Raw genomic sequence first — 16,860 nt, 5'->3', positions numbered from 1 at the left:
GGCGGGCAGTAAGCCTGTGGCGCCTGCATCGGGGGCAAGCCCCCTCCCACAGTTGATCGGATTCCTCCAGTCAGTGTGGGAGGGGGCTTGCCCCCGATGAGGCCATTGCCAACTACACAACACCCAAGCCTCAATACACCCACACCTCCACCCGTCGATTCTTGATCCGTCCCTCGTCCGCCGTATTCGCCGCCACCGGCATCTGCGCACCGAACCCTCGAATATCGCGCAGCACTACACCGTTGCGTACCAACTCCCGCCGCACCGCCATGGCACGCAGCTTGGACAGCAACGCTGCCCGTTGCGGGTCGTTCTTGGCATCGCCGAAGCCCACCAACGTCACCTGTTTATTCAGCTTGTCGTGACTCTTCAGGTACGCCACTACCCGTTGCAGGTCCTGGCGCGCCTTGTTGTCGAGGCTGGCGCTGCCTTCTTCGAAGCGAAAATTCACACTCAGGCGTTGGGCATCGCGGGCAATCGCCTGGTAATCGTCGGGCATCGACGGGCGCGGTGTCACGGCCATGGCCTGCACCTGCTGCGCGATAAAGCCGTTGGCGGCCACGATCGCCTGGCCTTTGGCGCTCTGGGTAAAGTCCACCAGCGCCTCGGCCCATGGGTTGCGGTTCGATGGCGGCAGGTAAAAGAACAAACGACGCGACAGCGGGTAATCCTCGGTGGCGATCAGGCTGTTCAACGGCAGCATCGGTTGCGAGTCGCCGTCGACAATCGCCACCGCCTTGGCCTGACGCACGTAGGGCAGGCCGATAAAGCCAATGCCCTGGGGGTCGCGGCTGACCGCGTCGGACAACTGCTCGCTGGACTCGAAACGCTGGGCGCTCGCCACCAACGGTTTACCGCGCAGGCGCAGCACCAGCTCCTTGAAGGTGTCGTAGGTGCCTGACTGATCATCCCGCGCATACACATGAATCGGCCCGCCGACACCGCCCAACGCGTCCCAGGTGCTGACTTCGCCGTTGAAGATCTGCGCCAGTTGCCAGGTGTTCAAGGTGTTCAGCGGGTTGCGCGGGTTAAGGATAATGGCCAGGCCGTCGATGGCAATCACCTGCTCGGCCTCGGGGCTTTTCAGGTCGCCCACGGGTTCGAGGTCCACCAGTTCGCTGTCCTTGATGGGGCGGGACGAGGCAGCCAGGTCGGCGCGGCCTGTTTTGAGAGCGGCGAAACCGGTGCTGGAACCATGGGCGGCGACCTCGATGGTCACCGTTTTACCCTGGCGCGTCTGGCCGACCACCCGCTGTTCATTGGTGCCGTCGCTGGGCTCGCTGTGGAGGCCTTGCAAACCCTGTTGGGTCATCAACCCCTTGACCAGCGCCGGGCCCAGCGCCGCGCCGATGGTGTTGGAACCCTGGATGCGCAAGGCCGGGCCCTGATCGGGAACGGGCAGGGGAGCGGCCATGGCGGTGAGGGAGGATACGCAACACAACAGGAACAGAACGCGCAGCATCATGCCGGCACCTTCTCAAGCCAAAGGGAGTGCCGCGAGATTAAGTCAGTCAGGTTGCATCAATATGACTGACAGGCCGCCTCATTTAACCGAGCCAGACTGCCGGTCAGCTCAATTCAAGCCAGATCGGCGCATGGTCCGACGGTTTTTCCAAACCGCGCAGGTCGTAATCCACGCCCGCATCCTTGACCCGTGGCACCAGGCCGGTAGAGGCCATGATCACGTCGATGCGCAGCCCGCGCTTGGGCTCATCTTCAAACCCACGGCTGCGGTAGTCGAACCAGCTGAAACGGTCGGTCACGTCCGGGTAAAGGTGCCGGAAACTGTCCACCAGGCCCCAGCTTTTAAGGCGCTCCATCCACTCGCGTTCTTCCGGCAGGAAGCTGCATTTGCCGGTCTTGAGCCAACGCTTGGCGTTGTCGGCGCCGATGCCGATGTCGCAGTCTTGCGGCGAGATATTCACGTCGCCCATCACCACCAGCGCCTGGTCGTTGCTGAACTGGCTTTCCAGCAACTGCTGCAGGTCTTCATAGAAGCGCTGCTTGGCCGGAAACTTGGTGGGATGGTCGCGGCTTTCGCCTTGGGGGAAGTAGCCGTTCATGATCGTGACCGGGTGGCCGTTCTCATCGGCGAAGGTGCCCCAGATAAAGCGGCGCTGGGCGTCTTCTTCATCGCTGGCAAAGCCTTTGTGCACGCTCAATGCTTCCTGGCGCGAGAGCAGGGCCACGCCGTAGTGGCCTTTCTGGCCGTGGTAATACACGTGATAGCCCAGGGCTTGCACTTCAGCGAGAGGGAACTGGTCGTCGTGAACCTTGGTTTCCTGCAGGCCGATCACGTCCGGTTGATGTTTTTCAATCAGCGCCGCCAGCTGATGAGGGCGAGCCCGCAGCCCGTTGATATTGAAGGAGACGATTTTCATGCTCGGCGGTCCGGTTCTGGCAAAAGGGCGATGCTAGCCGACAAGTCAGACGGGGGCCAGCGTGGCGGTAGGACAGATGCACTGCTAATGTCTGGGAACGACTGGTGCCGTGTAGGTTCGTACCCATAAGAACGCCATCTTTTGAGTGGCGCCCAGAGAGATTGACTGTATGCCTGACACTTCGACTGCCATCGCCGACGTCCGCGTGCTCAACAGCGGCTATTCCCGCGAAGCCCGCTCCCTGTTGTACCAGGCTTACCGCCACGAACCGACGTTTGCCTACATCTTCGAGGCCGAACGTCCCGGCTATGAACAGCGGGTGCGCGCCACCGTGCGTGAGCTGGTCAAGCAGCATTTCTTTCAGAAACTTCCCGCCATCGGCCTGTTTGTCGATGACCGCCTGATCGGCATTGCACTGATCGCACCGCCGCAACGGCGCCTGGGCATCACCGAGAGCTGGGCCTGGCAATTGCGCATGTGGCTGAGCACTGGCGTGCGTGGCACGCGGCGTTACCTGGATTATCACCATGCCGTGCTGGCGTGCCTGCCGAGCGAATCGGTGCATGTGCTGCCATTGCTGGGGATTCATCCACAGTTCCAGGGCAAACATTACGGTGAGCAATTGTTGCAGGCGGTGCACAACTGGTGCGCCGAGGACCCGCATTCTTCGGGCGTGGTGCTCGACACGGGCAACTCGCGCTACCTGGAGTTCTATAAGCGCCAGGGCTATGAGGAAATCGGCGAGGTCGCTGTAGGACCTGTCCTTGAGCATATTTTTTTCCACCCCAGCCCGCAGGTCCTGCAGGCTGCCACGGCGTAATGCAGATTTTTTCAGAATCTTCCGAGTTCTACGTTCCTTGCCAGCTCGTGTAGCATCCGCGCCTATGAAGTTTCCAGGAAGATTCACCAGCAGCTTGATTCTGCTGTTCACAAGCTGCGGCGCATTGGCGCAAAGCGAATTGGACGTGCGCATCAAACCCGCCAACGACGCGCTGAAAGCCAATATCGAAGGCTATATCGGCGGCGTGGGCGATCGCGATGAAGAGGCGCTGCTGCGGTTCAGCCGTGGCGCCGAGGAGCAGGCGCGCAAGGCCGCCCAGGCACTGGGCTACTACCAACCGCGCATCGACAGCGATGTGAAAGGCGGCAAGAGCCCGCGCCTGATCCTTAATGTCGATCCCGGCGAACCGGTGCACCTGCGTGATGTGACGATTCGGGTCGATGGCCCGGCGGCCAGCCTCAAAGCGTTTCGCGTGCCCGCCGGTGACGATCTCAAGTCCGGCGCCGTGCTCAACCACGGCCATTACGAAGACGCCAAGCGCCTGATCCAGAACCAGGCCTCGCGCTACGGTTTTTTCAGCGGGCGCTTTACCCGGCAGAAACTTGCGGTGGACCCGCAGGCCGGCGTCGCCGATATCGAACTGGTCTACGACAGCGGCCCGCGCTACACCCTGGGTAAAGTCAGCTTTGCTGGCGATACGCCATTTGACGAGGACCTGCTGCACCGCATGGTGCCGTTCAAAAGCGGCGACCCCTACGACTCCGAACTTATCGCTGAGCTCAACCAGAACCTGCAGGCCAGTGGTTTTTTTGAAGGTGTGCGGGTGGACGCCGCACCCGCCGCCTCGACCCATGATGTGATCCCGGTCGCCGTGCAGCTGGATACACGTAAACCGCGCACCCTGGGCCTGGGCCTGGGTTACTCCACCGACGTTGGACCGCGCGGCAAAGCCAACTGGACGCGACACTGGGTCAACCCCCAGGGCCATAGCTATGGCTGGGAAGCCGAGCTGTCGGCACCGCGGCAGAACGTCGGCCTTTGGTACGACATTCCCATGGACCCGCCGCTCACCGACAAATTGCGCTTTGCCGGCGGCTATCAGAACGAAGAAATCGCCAACACCGACACCCTGAGTAAATTGCTCACCCTCGGGCCGGAGTGGCACAGCAAGTTGCCCAGCGGTTGGACACGGGTGATCTCGCTCAAGTGGCAACGCGAGGAATATCGCCTGGGCAACGACTCGGGCCTGAGCAACCTGCTGATGCCAGGCGTCAGCTATTCCTACCTGCGCAGCGACAATCGTATTGACCCGCACCACGGCTACCGCCTGCAATTCGACGCCAAGGTGGCCAAGGAGGGGTTGGGGTCGGACACCAACCTCCTGTATGGCACGGCCATGGTCAAAGGCTTGACCACCCTGTGGGACAACCACCGGTTTCTCGCCCGCGCCCAAGTGGGCGGCAGCGCCACCAATGGTTACCAGTCGGTGCCGCCGTCGTTGCGTTTCTTTGCCGGTGGCGACCAGAGTGTGCGCGGCTATGAGTACCAGACCCTGTCCCCCGAAAACGACCGGGGAGATCGCATCGGTGGGCGCTACATGGTGGCGCTGAGTGCCGAGTACCAATATTCCATCGCCGAAAAATGGCGGATCGCGACCTTCATCGACCAGGGCAACTCCTTTAATGATCTGGAGCTGCCGAGCCTGAAGACCGGCGTCGGCGTCGGTGTGCGCTGGGTCTCGCCGGTCGGCCCGATTCGCCTGGACCTGGCCCATGCTCTGGAAGACCCGGGCGGCATTCGATTGCACTTTTCCATGGGGCCTGAGTTGTGATGCGAGGTGTGAAAATAGCCGGGCTGGCCGTGATGGCCGTCCTCACCGTGGCAGTGCTGACCGGCTGGGCGATACTCGGCACCCAGGCCGGCAGCCGTTGGGCGTTGGCGCGTGTGCCGGGGTTGAGCGTGGAGAATTTCCACGGCCACCTGGGCGGCCAATGGCGCGCCGACCATCTGCTCTGGCAGCAGGACAGCAGCCGCGTCGAACTCCAGGCACCGACGTTAGCGTGGTCGCCGGCCTGTCTGCTGCGCATGACCTTGTGCATCGATCAACTGGATGTGGAGCAGGTCAGCCTGCAATTTCCCCCCAGTGGCGACGAGAGCAGCGGACCGATTCAACTGCCGGACTTGAAATTGCCGGTGGCCCTGCAGTTGGGCGACGTCCGTGTCGGTCGTCTGTTGTTCAACGGCAGCGAGGAACTCAAGGGCCTGCAACTGGCGGCGCACTGGACCGCGGCGGGGATGCAGATCGACGCCGTGCACCTGCGGCGCGACGACCTGGTGCTGGACCTGAGCGGCCTGTTGCAGCCCAGCGGCGATTGGCCGTTGACCGCCAGCGGCAATCTGAGCCTGCCTTACGCACCCGGCGGCGCGCCGTGGACGGTGGCGCTGAAGATCGACGGCGACCTGCTCAAGACCCTCAAACTCGACGCCGACAGCAGCGGCTACCTGCCGGCCAAACTCAGCGGCGAACTGCAACCGCTGGCGGAAAACCTGCCCGCCCAACTGCGCATCACCGCCGATGGCTTCAAGCCCAGCGCTGATTTGCCCGACACCCTGCAACTCAATCAACTGGACCTTACCGCCAAGGGCGACCTGAGCCGTGGCTACCAACTGCAAGGCAAGGCCGTGTTGCCGGCGGAAAAAGGCCCGGTGGACCTGCTGCTGCAAGGCAAGGTAGACGCCAAAGGCGCGCAGATCACCGGCCTGGACGTGAATGCCGGCGACAAACAAAGCCTGAAACTCAGCGCCAACCTGGACTGGCAGCAAGGCTTCAGCGCCGATGCCAAAATCGCCTGGCTGGATTTCCCGTGGCATCGCCTGTACCCGCTGATCGACGAGCCCCAAGTGGCGTTGCGTACCTTCAACGGCGAGATTGCCTATAAAGACGGCAACTACCTCGGTAACCTCACGGCCAACCTCGATGGCCCGGCCGGCTCGTTCTCGGTGGTCACGCCGTTCAGCGGCGACCTTACGCAAGTGTTCCTGCCGGAGCTGAAACTGAGCGCCGGTCAGGGCAAGGCCGAAGGTCACCTGAACCTGCAATTCGCCGACGGCATTGCGTGGGACACCGCGTTGGACCTGTCGGCGCTGAACCCGGCGTACTGGGTGGCGGAGTTGCCCGGCACTCTGGCCGGACCGCTGCGCAGCAAGGGCGAATTCAAGAACGAACAACTCAAACTCAACGCCGACCTTGACCTCAAGGGCCGCCTGCGCGGGCAGACCGCCGTGCTGGCGGCCAAGGCCGACGGCGCCGGCGAGCAATGGACCCTCGCCAACCTCGACCTGCGCCTGGGCGACAACCGCATCCAGGGCAGCGGCAGCCTGCAGCAGCGCCTGGCCGGGCAGATCGATATCAAACTCACACGCCTGGCCCAGTTGTGGCCACAGCTGCGCGGTCAGATCAACGGCCGGCTCGACGTGGCCGGCACGCTCAAGGCGCCTCAGGGCAAGCTTGGGCTCAAGGGCCAGCAACTGGCGTTTGCCGACAACCGCCTGCAAACCCTCAGCCTCGACGCCACGCTGGATAACGCCCAACGCGCAAAGATCGACCTCAAGGGCAGCGGCCTCCAGAGCGGTGACACCCAGGTCGGCACGCTCACCGCCAGCGCCCAGGGCGATATCCGGCAGCAAAAGGTCCAGCTCGACCTGGCCGGCCCGTTGGTCAAACTGGCCTTGGCGCTGGACGGCAATCTTGACCAGGGCAACTGGCGCGGGCGCCTGGCCAGCGGCGATGTGCAGGCCGGCGGCCAGGACTGGCGGCTGCAGGCTCCGGCCAGGATCGAACGCCTGGCCGATGGCCGACTGACATTTGCGGCGCACTGCTGGGTCTCCGGTGCGTCGAGCCTGTGCGGCGAAGACCAGCGTCTGATGCCCGAACCGAAGTTGCGTTATCACCTCAAGCAGTTCCCCATCGACAGCCTGGCGGCGTTTTTGCCCAAGGATTTCGCCTGGCAAGGTCGCCTCAATGCCGACCTGCAACTGGACCTGCCCGCCAGCGGCCCCAAGGGCATCGTGTCGGTGGATGCCAGCGGTGGCACCTTGCGCGTCAAGGACAAGGCCCAGTGGTTGGACTTTCCCTATGAGACCCTCAAGCTGGAAACCACCCTCAACCCTCGGCGCATCGATACGCAGCTGAATTTCCGCGGCGGCCAGCTCGGCGAATTGCTGCTGCAGGCGCAGATCAACCCATTGCCGAAAAACAAACCGATCACTGGCAATTTCAGCCTGATGGGGCTGGACCTGGCCGTGGCGCGGCCGTTCGTGCCGATGGTGGAAAAACTCAGCGGCAAGCTCAACGGCAACGGCCGCATCAGCGGCGGCCTGCTGGCGCCGCAGGTCAACGGCAGCGTTAACCTGGTGGGCGGCGAAGTGTCCGGGCCGGAACTGCCCATCAGTCTCGAAGGGCTGAATGTGCAGGCGTTGATTGCCGGTGAAAGTGTGCAACTGAACGGCGGCTGGCGCAGCGGCAAAGCCGGGCAGGGCAGCCTCAAGGGGCAGGTCGATTGGGGCCAGGCCTTGGCGATGGACCTGCAACTGCAGGGCACGCAACTGCCCGTCACGGTGGAACCCTACGCCGAGCTGGAAGTGGCGCCCGACCTGAAAATCAGCCTCAAGAACGACAGGTTGGCCGTTGCCGGCAAGGTGCGCATCCCGCGTGGCGACATCACCGTGCGCGAATTGCCGCCATCGACCGTCAAGGTGTCGGATGACACGGTGATCATCGGCAGCCAGACCGAAGAGGGCAAGCCACCGATGGCCATGGCCATGGATATCGACGTGGTGGTGGGTGAAGACCGGCTGAATTTTTCCGGTTTCGGCCTGACCGCCAAGGTCCAGGGTCAGGTGCACATCGGCGACAACCTCGACACCCGTGGCGAGCTGTGGCTCAACGACGGCCGCTACCGCGCCTATGGGCAGAAGCTTGACGTGCGCCGTGCGCGCCTGCTGTTCGCCGGGCCGCTGGACCAGCCGTACCTGGACATCGAAGCGATCCGCAAGACCGACGACGTGACCGCCGGTATTCGCCTGAGCGGCAGCGCCGAGCAGCCCACCACGCAAATCTTTTCGGAACCGGCGATGAGCCAGGAACAGGCGCTGTCCTACCTGGTGCTGGGGCGCCCGTTAAGCACTACCGGCGAAGACAACAACATGCTCGCCCAGGCTGCCCTGGGTCTGGGCCTGATGGGCAGCGCCGGGGTGACGTCGGACATCGCTAACAAGCTCGGCATTCGCGATTTCGACCTCGACACCCAGGGCAGCGGCAACAACACCGCTGTGGTCGCCAGCGGCAAAATCACCGAAAAACTCAGCCTGCGCTATGGGGTTGGGGTATTCGAACCGGCCAACACTATCGCCTTGCGCTACCTGCTGAGCAAAAAGGTCTACCTGGAAGTGGCCAGTGGCGTGGCCAGCTCCCTGGATATCTTCTACAAGCGCGATTTCTAAACCCAACGGGGATAGAAATGTAGGAGGGAGCTTGCTGTGGTGAGCGGTTTTTTTGTGGTGAGCGGGCTTGCCACAGCAAGCCCACTCCCACATTAAGTCTGTCTTCACCCACCCATCGCCAAACTACCAAGCAAGCTAATTATTCCATTTGACTTTCGCTGCCTAGGCAGTAATATCTCGTCACACATTCACTGCCTAGGCAGTAATAAGGTGACTTCCAATGCCGCACTTCACCCCGGACAACTTCCACAACTGCCACCTCGGCCTGCTGCTGGGCCGCGCCGCGCTCCTCAAGGACCGCATCATCGACACCCATATGGAACCCCACGGCATCACCGCCGCACAGTTCAAGGTGTTGATCATCATGGCCCAGTTCGGCGTCGATACGCCGGCGGAGCTGTGTCGCAACCTGTCCCTGGACAGCGGCTCAATGACGCGCATGCTCGATCGGCTGGAGCAGAAGGGCTTGCTGTGCCGGCAGCGTTCCGAACAGGACCGGCGCCAGGTGCAACTGGTCCTCACCGCCGATGGCCAGCGCTTGGCGGACATGCTGCCGCACATCGGCGCCGCTGCGCTGAATCAGCTGGCCGGTGTGCTCGAACCGGGCGAGCTGGAAACCCTGGAACGCATCCTCAAGAAAATTCTGATAGCGGCAGGCGACCCCATCACCCTGCAGCGGGTAGGTAAAGCATGAACACACGCGCCCTTTGCCTGGTACTCGTGGCCATGAGCATGGCCGGTTGCGCCAACTACAGCGGCCTTGACACCCAGGGCCGGCGCCTTGACGCCAACACCCTGCACACCGACAAGTCCCTGAGCGGGGTAACGCTCTCCAGCGCTGCCTGGCCGAGCGCCGACTGGTGGAAAAGCCTCGGCGACCCGCAGCTCGACGGCCTGATCAACGAAGCCCTGCAAAACAGCCCGGATATGCAGGTGGCCAGCGCCCGCGTGCACCAGGCCGAAGCCGCTGCCTACGCCGCCGACGCCGCGCGCATGCCCACCCTGGATGCCAGCGCCGGTGTGAGCCGTTCGCGCCTGGCCAAGGACCAGGACCCGCGCGGGCAGGGCGATGCCTACTCGACGGTGCGCAACATCGGCGCCAGCTTCAATTACACCTTCGACCTCTGGGGTGGCCAGCGCGCCGCCTGGGAGGCCGCATTGGGCCAGGCGCGTGCCGCCCAGGTCGATCAACAGGCTGCGCGCCTGACCCTGGCCGCCGATGTGGCCAAGGCCTACAGCGATCTGGGCCAGGCGCATATCGTGCGTGACCTGGCCGAAGAAGACCTCAAGCGCACCCGGCAAATGCTCGAACTGAGCCAGCGCCGCCTGGATTCGGGCATCGACAGCCACTACCAGTACCAGCAAACCGAAAGCCTGGCGGCGAGTTCCGAGTCGCAGTTGATCGATGCGCAGAAACAACTGCAGAGCGCCAGGATCGCTCTGGCAGTGTTGCTCGGTAAAGGCCCGGACCGTGGCGGCGAACTGGCACGCCCGGCCGTGCTCAAGCCAGCCGCCGTGGCGGCGCCTGCGGTGCTGCCCGCCGAGCTGTTGGGCCGGCGTCCCGACCTGATTGCCGCGCGCTGGCGCGTGGAGGCGGCGAGTCGCACCATCGATGCGAGCAAAACCCGCTTCTACCCCAACCTCAATCTCAGCGCGAGCGCCGGCGCCGAGTCGTTGCTGGGCGATGCGATGTTCGGCTCGGCCAGTCGCTTCTTCAATATTGCGCCGACGATCTCGTTGCCGATCTTCGACGGCGGCCGCCTGCGCGCCGACCTCGACGCCCGCGACGCCGACTACGACCTGGCCGTGGCGCAATACAACAAAACCCTGGTGCAAGCTCTGGGCGATATCGGCAACACCTTGTCCCAACTGCGCGACACCGGCCGGCAGATCCAGGCCCAGCAACACGCTACGGACATTGCGCAGCAGTCCTACGACACCGTGGTCCAGCGCTACGGCTCCGGCATCGGCAGCTACCTGGATGTACTCAGCATCGAGCAGCAGCTGCTGCAGGCCCAGCGTCAGCTGGCGAGCCTCAATGCCGGGCAGATCACCCTGTCGATCCAATTGATGCAGGCCCTGGGCGGCGGCTACGGCGCCAGCAATGTCGCGTCGACCACCCCCGCCACCCGCACGGAATAATTCGAGGTATTTGTCATGGCCACTGCCGAACACTCCAACGCCACACCACAACCGAACACCACCAGCAACCCGCGCAAGCGCAAAGTCATGCTGATCGGCCTCGCGCTGATCGTCATCCTGGGCGTGGTCGGCGTGTGGGCCTGGTACGAACTGTACGGGCGCTTCAATGAAAGCACCGACGATGCCTACGTGAACGGCAACGTGGTGGAAATCACTCCGCTGGTCACCGGCACCGTGGTGAGCATCGGCGCCGATGATGGTGACCTGGTGCATGCCGGTCAGGTGCTGGTCAATTTCGACCCGAACGACGCCGCCGTCGGCCTGCAAAGTGCCCAGGCCAATCTGGCGCGCACCGTGCGCCAGGTGCGCGGCTTGTACAGCAACGTCGACGGCATGAAGGCTCAGGTCAATGCGCAGAAAGCCGACGTGCAGACTGCGCAGGACAACTACAACCGGCGTAAGACCCTGGCCCAGGGCGGTGCGATTTCCCAGGAAGAACTGTCCCACGCCCGCGACAGCCTGACCGCCGCTAAGAACGCCCTGACCAACCTTGAGCAGCAACTCAAAACCACCAACGCCCTGGTGGACGACACGGTCATCAGCTCGCACCCCGACGTGCAGGCCGCCGCCGCGCAACTGCGCCAGGCTTACCTGACCAACGCGCGCAGCACCTTGATCGCGCCGGTCACCGGTTACGTGGCCAAGCGCAGCGTGCAATTGGGCCAGCGCGTGCAACCAGGCACGGCGTTGATGGCGGTGATCCCACTGGACCAGCTGTGGATCGACGCCAACTTCAAGGAAACCCAACTGCGCGATATGCGCATCGGCCAGCCGGTGGACATTGAGTCGGACATCTACGGCAGCGACGTTAAATACAGCGGCACCGTCGACAGCCTCGGCGCCGGCACCGGCAGCGCATTCGCCTTGCTGCCGGCGCAGAACGCTACCGGTAACTGGATCAAGATCGTGCAGCGTGTGCCGGTGCGTATCCATATCAACGCCGAAGAGCTGGCCAAGCACCCGCTGCGCGTGGGCTTGAGCACCGTGGTCAACGTCGACCTGCATGACCAGAGCGGCCCGGTGCTGGCGCAACAACCGCCGCAGAAGGCGTCGTTCACCACCACGGTGTATGACCAGCAACTGGCCGAGGCCGATGCCATGATCACGCAATTGATCCATGCCAACAGCGTCGCCGCTCCCAAGGCTGCGCAACGCTGATGAGCAAGGAAGCCTCGTTCACGCCGCCCAGCCTGCTGATGGCCACCATTGGCCTGTCGCTGGCGACCTTTATGCAGGTGCTCGACACCACCATCGCCAACGTGGCGTTGCCGACTATCTCCGGCAACCTGGGCGTGAGTTCGGAGCAGGGCACCTGGGTGATCACCTCGTTTGCGGTGAGCAACGCGATTGCCTTGCCGCTCACCGGCTGGTTGAGCCGGCGCTTTGGTGAGGTGAAGCTGTTCCTATGGGCGACCATGCTGTTTGTACTGGCATCGTTCCTCTGCGGGATTTCCACCTCGATGCCCGAATTGATCGGGTTTCGGGTGCTGCAAGGCCTGGTGGCCGGGCCGTTGTACCCGATGACCCAGACGCTGCTGATCGCGGTGTACCCGCCGGCCAAGCGCGGCATGGCCCTGGCGCTGCTGGCGATGGTCACGGTGGTGGCACCGATTGCCGGGCCGATCCTCGGCGGTTGGATCACTGACAGTTACAGCTGGCCGTGGATCTTCTTTATCAACGTACCCATCGGCATCTTTGCGGTGATGGTGGTGCGCTCGCAATTGAAGAAACGTCCGGTGCACACCAGTTACCAACCCATGGACTATGTCGGGCTGCTCAGCTTGATCGTGGGGGTGGGCGCGTTGCAGATCATCCTCGACAAGGGCAATGACCTGGACTGGTTCGAATCGAATTTCATCATTATCGGCGCGGCGATTTCGGCGATTGCCCTGGCGGTGTTCGTGATCTGGGAAATGACCGACGAGCACCCGGTGGTCAACCTGCGGTTGTTTGCCTATCGTAACTTCCGCATCGGCACCATCGTGTTGATCCTCGGCTACGCCGGTTTCTTCGGCATCAACCTGATCCTGCCGCAGTGGTTGCAGACCCAGATGGGCTACACCGCCACCTGGGCCGGTCTGGCGGTGGCGCCGATCGGTATTCTGCCGGTGCTGATGTCGCCGTTCGTGGGCAAGTACGCGCACAAGTTTGACCTGCGCCTGCTGGCGGGGCTGGCGTTCCTGGCAATTGGCTTGAGCTGCTTTATGCGCGCGGGCTTCACCAATGAAGTGGACTTTACCCATATCGCCCTGGTGCAACTGTTTATGGGGATCGGCGTGGCGTTGTTCTTCATGCCGACCTTGAGCATCCTGATGTCCGATCTGCCCCCGCAGCAGATCGCCGACGGCGCCGGTCTTGCGACGTTTCTGCGGACCCTGGGCGGCAGCTTTGCTGCCTCGTTGACCACCTGGATCTGGATCCGCCGCGCCGATCAGCACCATGCGTACATGAGCGAAAACATGACCGTCTACGACTCGGCCACCCGCGATGCCTTGCAGGCGTTGGGCGGAGCAGGGCAGAAGGCCTATACGCAGCTGGACCACATCCTCACCAGCCAGGCGTACATGATGTCCACCGTGGACTACTTCACTTTGCTGGGCTGGATGTTCATGGCATTGATGCTGCTGGTGTGGCTGGCCAAGCCGCCGTTTGGTGCCAAGGCAGGGCCGGAAGCGTCCGGCCACTGATTGGCAAAGACTGAAATGCAATCAATTGTGGGAGGGAGTTTGCCGCCTCCCACATTTTGATCTGTATTCACATTGGATCAGCGGTGTTTGAGGATCAGGCGCCAGGCAACGCCAGCTGCGGATTGACGAAGTCAAACGCCGCCAGTTGAAACCCTTGCTCATCCACCTGCAACGCCCAGCCCTGCTTGTCCCAATCCCCGAGCACAATGCGCCGGGCAGCCTGGTCGCCGATCTGCAGCTTGTGGATCGCCGGGCGGTGGGTGTGGCCGTGGACCAGCGTGTGCACGCCGAAGTGCTGCATCACCCGGGGTACTTCCTCGGGAGTGACATCGACAATGTCGTTGGCCTTCATGCGCGTTTGCGCACGGCTTTCGCTGCGCAGCTTGCGCGCCAGCTTGTGGCGGCTGGCCAAGGGCAGGTGGCGCAGGATAAACAGCACAATGGGGTTACGCAGGATGCGCCGCAGCTTCATATAGCCGAGGTCGCGGGTGCACAGGCTGTCGCCGTGCATCAGCAGCACGGGCTCACCGTGCAGATGCACCACGCTCGGGTCTTTAAGCAGGGTGGCGCCGGCGGCTTTGCAGAAGGCCTTGCCGAGCAGGAAATCGCGGTTGCCGTGCATGATGAAAATCGCGGTGCCGCTGTCGCTCAGTTCGCGCAAGTGCGCGCAGATCGAGCGTTGGAATTCGGTCATCCCATCGTCGCCAATCCAGGCTTCGAAGAAGTCCCCCAGAATGTACAACGCCTGGGCACCACGGGCACGGCCGTGGAGCAGATCCAGAAACGCCCGGGTGATGTCCGGGCGCTCCTCTTCCAGATGCAAATCTGAAATCAGCAATATCACCCAACGATCTCGGCTTTCTCGACGATCACGTCTTCAGCAGGGACGTCCTGGTGGCCGGCCTTGGAGGTGGTGGACACGCCTTTGATCTTGTCGACAACGTCCTGGCCTTCGGTGACTTTACCGAATACCGCGTAGCCCCAGCCCTGCACGTTCTTGCCGCTGTGGTTGAGGAAGGTGTTGTCGGCCACGTTGATGAAGAACTGCGCGGAGGCCGAATGCGGCTCCATGGTACGGGCCATGGCGACGGTGTACTTGTCGTTGGAGAGGCCGTTGTCCGCTTCGTTCTGGATGCTTGGGCGCTTGTCTTTCTTTTCTTTCATGCCAGGCTCGAAACCGCCGCCCTGGATCATGAAGTTGCCGATGACACGGTGGAAAACCGTGTTTTCGTAGTGGCCGGCTTTAACGTATTCGATGAAGTTGGCGACGGTGATCGGCGCTTTCTCGGCGTTCAGCTCGATGACAATGTCACCGTGGTTGGTGGTCAGTTTGACTTGAGTCATGTGCACTACTCTTTTCAGGGAATTCGTGGGTTTGGGCGCGCAGAGCGCCTGACCTGTCTGGCTAAACGGCGGCCAAGGCGCGCAGTTTAGCGTGCCCGGCAGGAATTTCGAGGTGGTTTTTTACCGCCCGTGCATTAAATGCAGCAGTTTTGGGCCACGCTCTGTCAGCGGCTTGACCGCTTCGGCTATGATAAGCCCTTTGTTTTATCTGGCCGCAAACGGCCACGAACCTGTCTGTTCAAGGATCCTATGAGCAAGCCCACTGTCGACCCTACCTCGAATTCCAAGACCGGACCTGCCGTCCCGGTCAATTTCCTGCGCCCGATCATCCAGGCGGACCTGGATTCGGGCAAGCACACGCAGATCGTCACCCGTTTCCCGCCTGAGCCCAACGGCTACCTGCACATCGGTCACGCCAAGTCGATCTGCGTAAACTTCGGCCTGGCCCAGGAATTCGGCGGCGTCACCCACCTGCGTTTCGACGACACCAACCCGGCCAAGGAAGACCAGGAATACATCGACGCCATCGAAAGCGACGTGAAGTGGCTGGGTTTCGAATGGTCCGGTGAAGTGCGCTATGCCTCGCAGTACTTCGACCAGTTGCACGACTGGGCCGTGGAGTTGATCAAGGCCGGCAAGGCCTACGTCGACGACCTGAGCCCGGAACAGGCCAAGGAATACCGTGGCACGCTCACCGAACCGGGCAAGAACAGCCCGTTCCGCGACCGTTCGGTGCAAGAGAACCTCGACTGGTTCGCCCGCATGCGCGCCGGCGAGTTCCCGGACGGCGCCCGTGTGCTGCGCGCCAAGATCGACATGGCCTCGCCGAACATGAACCTGCGCGACCCGATCATGTACCGCATCCGCCACGCCCATCACCACCAGACCGGCGACAAGTGGTGCATCTACCCCAACTACGACTTCACCCACGGCCAGTCGGACGCCATCGAAGGCATCACCCACTCCATCTGCACCCTGGAGTTCGAAAGCCATCGCCCATTGTACGAATGGTTCCTGAGCAATCTGCCGGTGCCGGCTCAGCCGCGCCAGTACGAATTCAGCCGCCTGAACCTCAACTACACCATCACCAGCAAGCGCAAGCTCAAGCAACTGGTCGATGAAAAGCACGTACATGGCTGGGATGACCCGCGCATGTCCACGCTGTCGGGCTTCCGCCGCCGTGGCTATACCCCGGCGTCGATTCGCAATTTCTGCGAGATGGTCGGCACCAACCGCTCCGACGGCGTGGTGGACTACGGCATGCTCGAATTCAGCATCCGCCAGGACCTCGACGCGAACGCGCCGCGCGCCATGTGCGTGCTGCGCCCGTTGAAAGTGGTGATCACCAACTATCCGCAAGACAAGGTCGACAATCTCGAATTGCCGCGTCATCCGCAGAACGAAGCGCTCGGCGTGCGCAAGCTGCCGTTCGCCCGTGAAATCTACATCGACCGTGACGATTTCATGGAAGAACCGCCAAAGGGCTATAAGCGCCTGGAGCCGAACGGCGAAGTGCGCCTGCGCGGCAGTTATGTGATCCGCGCCGACGAAGCGATCAAGGACGCCGACGGCAACATCGTCGAACTGCACTGCTCGTACGACCCGGACACCTTGGGCAAGAACCCTGAAGGCCGCAAGGTCAAGGGCGTAATCCACTGGGTGCCGGCCGCCGCCAGCGTCGAGTGCGAAGTGCGTCTGTACGACCGTCTGTTCCGCTCGCCGAATCCCGAGAAGGCCGAAGACAGCGCCAGTTTCCTCGACAACATCAACCCTGACTCCCTGCAAGTACTCACTGGTTGTCGTGCCGAGCCATCGCTTGGCGACGCACAGCCGGAAGACCGTTTCCAGTTCGAGCGCGAAGGCTACTTCTGCGCGGATATCAAGGACTCGAAACCTGGTGCTCCGGTATTCAACCGTACCGTGACCCTGCGTGATTCGTGGGGCCAGTGATTCTCTAAGGAAG

Annotated in this window: 12 protein-coding genes; 8 read left to right on the top strand and 4 right to left on the bottom strand. The window is 62.6% G+C overall.

The genetic code is table 11. The features are described 5' to 3' along the window. Positions 1-130: 130 nt before the first annotated feature. Together G7025_RS20660 and xthA are read right to left on the bottom strand one after the other, a co-directional pair. Positions 131-1,465, bottom strand: coding sequence for a substrate-binding domain-containing protein (locus G7025_RS20660; RefSeq protein ID WP_181080950.1), 1,335 nt, complete (start codon positions 1,463-1,465; stop codon positions 131-133). A 103-nt stretch (positions 1,466-1,568) separates the two neighbouring features. Further along, positions 1,569-2,381 (bottom strand): exodeoxyribonuclease III, encoded by an 813-nt coding sequence (gene xthA / locus G7025_RS20655; RefSeq protein ID WP_181080949.1) that lies wholly within the window; start codon positions 2,379-2,381, stop codon positions 1,569-1,571. 169 nt (positions 2,382-2,550) lie between these two features. On the opposite strand from xthA, the gene G7025_RS20650 reads away from it, so the two are divergent. From G7025_RS20650 to G7025_RS20620, 7 genes are all read left to right on the top strand, one after another. Then, a complete protein-coding gene (locus G7025_RS20650) occupies positions 2,551-3,201 on the top strand; it encodes a GNAT family N-acetyltransferase (protein ID WP_181080948.1) in 651 nt (216 codons plus the stop codon). 64 nt (positions 3,202-3,265) lie between these two features. Beyond that, positions 3,266-4,993, top strand: coding sequence for an autotransporter assembly complex protein TamA (locus G7025_RS20645; protein WP_181080947.1), 1,728 nt, complete (start codon positions 3,266-3,268; stop codon positions 4,991-4,993). Continuing rightward, a complete protein-coding gene (locus tag G7025_RS20640; protein WP_181080946.1) occupies positions 4,993-8,664 on the top strand; it encodes a translocation/assembly module TamB domain-containing protein in 3,672 nt (1,223 codons plus the stop codon). Before G7025_RS20645 ends, G7025_RS20640 begins: the two co-directional genes overlap by 1 nt. Positions 8,665-8,884: 220 nt before the next feature. Then, positions 8,885-9,358: a MarR family winged helix-turn-helix transcriptional regulator gene (locus G7025_RS20635; protein WP_181080945.1), complete on the top strand. Its 474-nt coding sequence runs from the start codon at positions 8,885-8,887 to the stop codon at positions 9,356-9,358. Further along, a complete protein-coding gene (locus G7025_RS20630; RefSeq protein WP_181080944.1) occupies positions 9,355-10,806 on the top strand; it encodes an efflux transporter outer membrane subunit in 1,452 nt (483 codons plus the stop codon). The genes G7025_RS20635 and G7025_RS20630 overlap by 4 nt, the downstream gene beginning before the upstream one ends. Positions 10,807-10,821: 15 nt before the next feature. After that, positions 10,822-12,024: an HlyD family secretion protein gene (locus tag G7025_RS20625; RefSeq protein WP_181080943.1), complete on the top strand. Its 1,203-nt coding sequence runs from the start codon at positions 10,822-10,824 to the stop codon at positions 12,022-12,024. After that, entirely contained in the window at positions 12,024-13,553 is a 1,530-nt protein-coding gene (locus G7025_RS20620; protein WP_253508296.1) for a DHA2 family efflux MFS transporter permease subunit, read from the top strand. Before G7025_RS20625 ends, G7025_RS20620 begins: the two co-directional genes overlap by 1 nt. Before the next feature lie 94 nt (positions 13,554-13,647). Here the strand turns inward: G7025_RS20620 and lpxH are convergent, their stop codons facing one another. Both lpxH and G7025_RS20610 read right to left on the bottom strand, forming a co-directional pair. Next, on the bottom strand, positions 13,648-14,397 hold the full coding sequence (lpxH, locus tag G7025_RS20615; RefSeq protein WP_181080942.1) for a UDP-2,3-diacylglucosamine diphosphatase: 750 nt from the start codon (positions 14,395-14,397) through the stop codon (positions 13,648-13,650). Beyond that, entirely contained in the window at positions 14,394-14,897 is a 504-nt protein-coding gene (locus G7025_RS20610; RefSeq protein ID WP_181080941.1) for a peptidylprolyl isomerase, read from the bottom strand. Before G7025_RS20610 ends, lpxH begins: the two co-directional genes overlap by 4 nt. Positions 14,898-15,146: 249 nt before the next feature. Between G7025_RS20610 and G7025_RS20605 the strand changes: the two genes are divergently transcribed. Further along, complete coding sequence (locus tag G7025_RS20605; RefSeq protein ID WP_181080940.1) at positions 15,147-16,847, top strand: glutamine--tRNA ligase/YqeY domain fusion protein; 1,701 nt, start codon at positions 15,147-15,149, stop codon at positions 16,845-16,847. Positions 16,848-16,860 lie beyond the last annotated feature (13 nt).

This window comes from Pseudomonas lurida, assembly GCF_013522705.1.
Classification (GTDB): Bacteria; Pseudomonadota; Gammaproteobacteria; order Pseudomonadales; family Pseudomonadaceae; genus Aquipseudomonas; species Aquipseudomonas quebecensis.
Note: the sequence above shows the minus strand (reverse complement) of the source record. Positions and strands in the feature narration are given on the sequence as shown.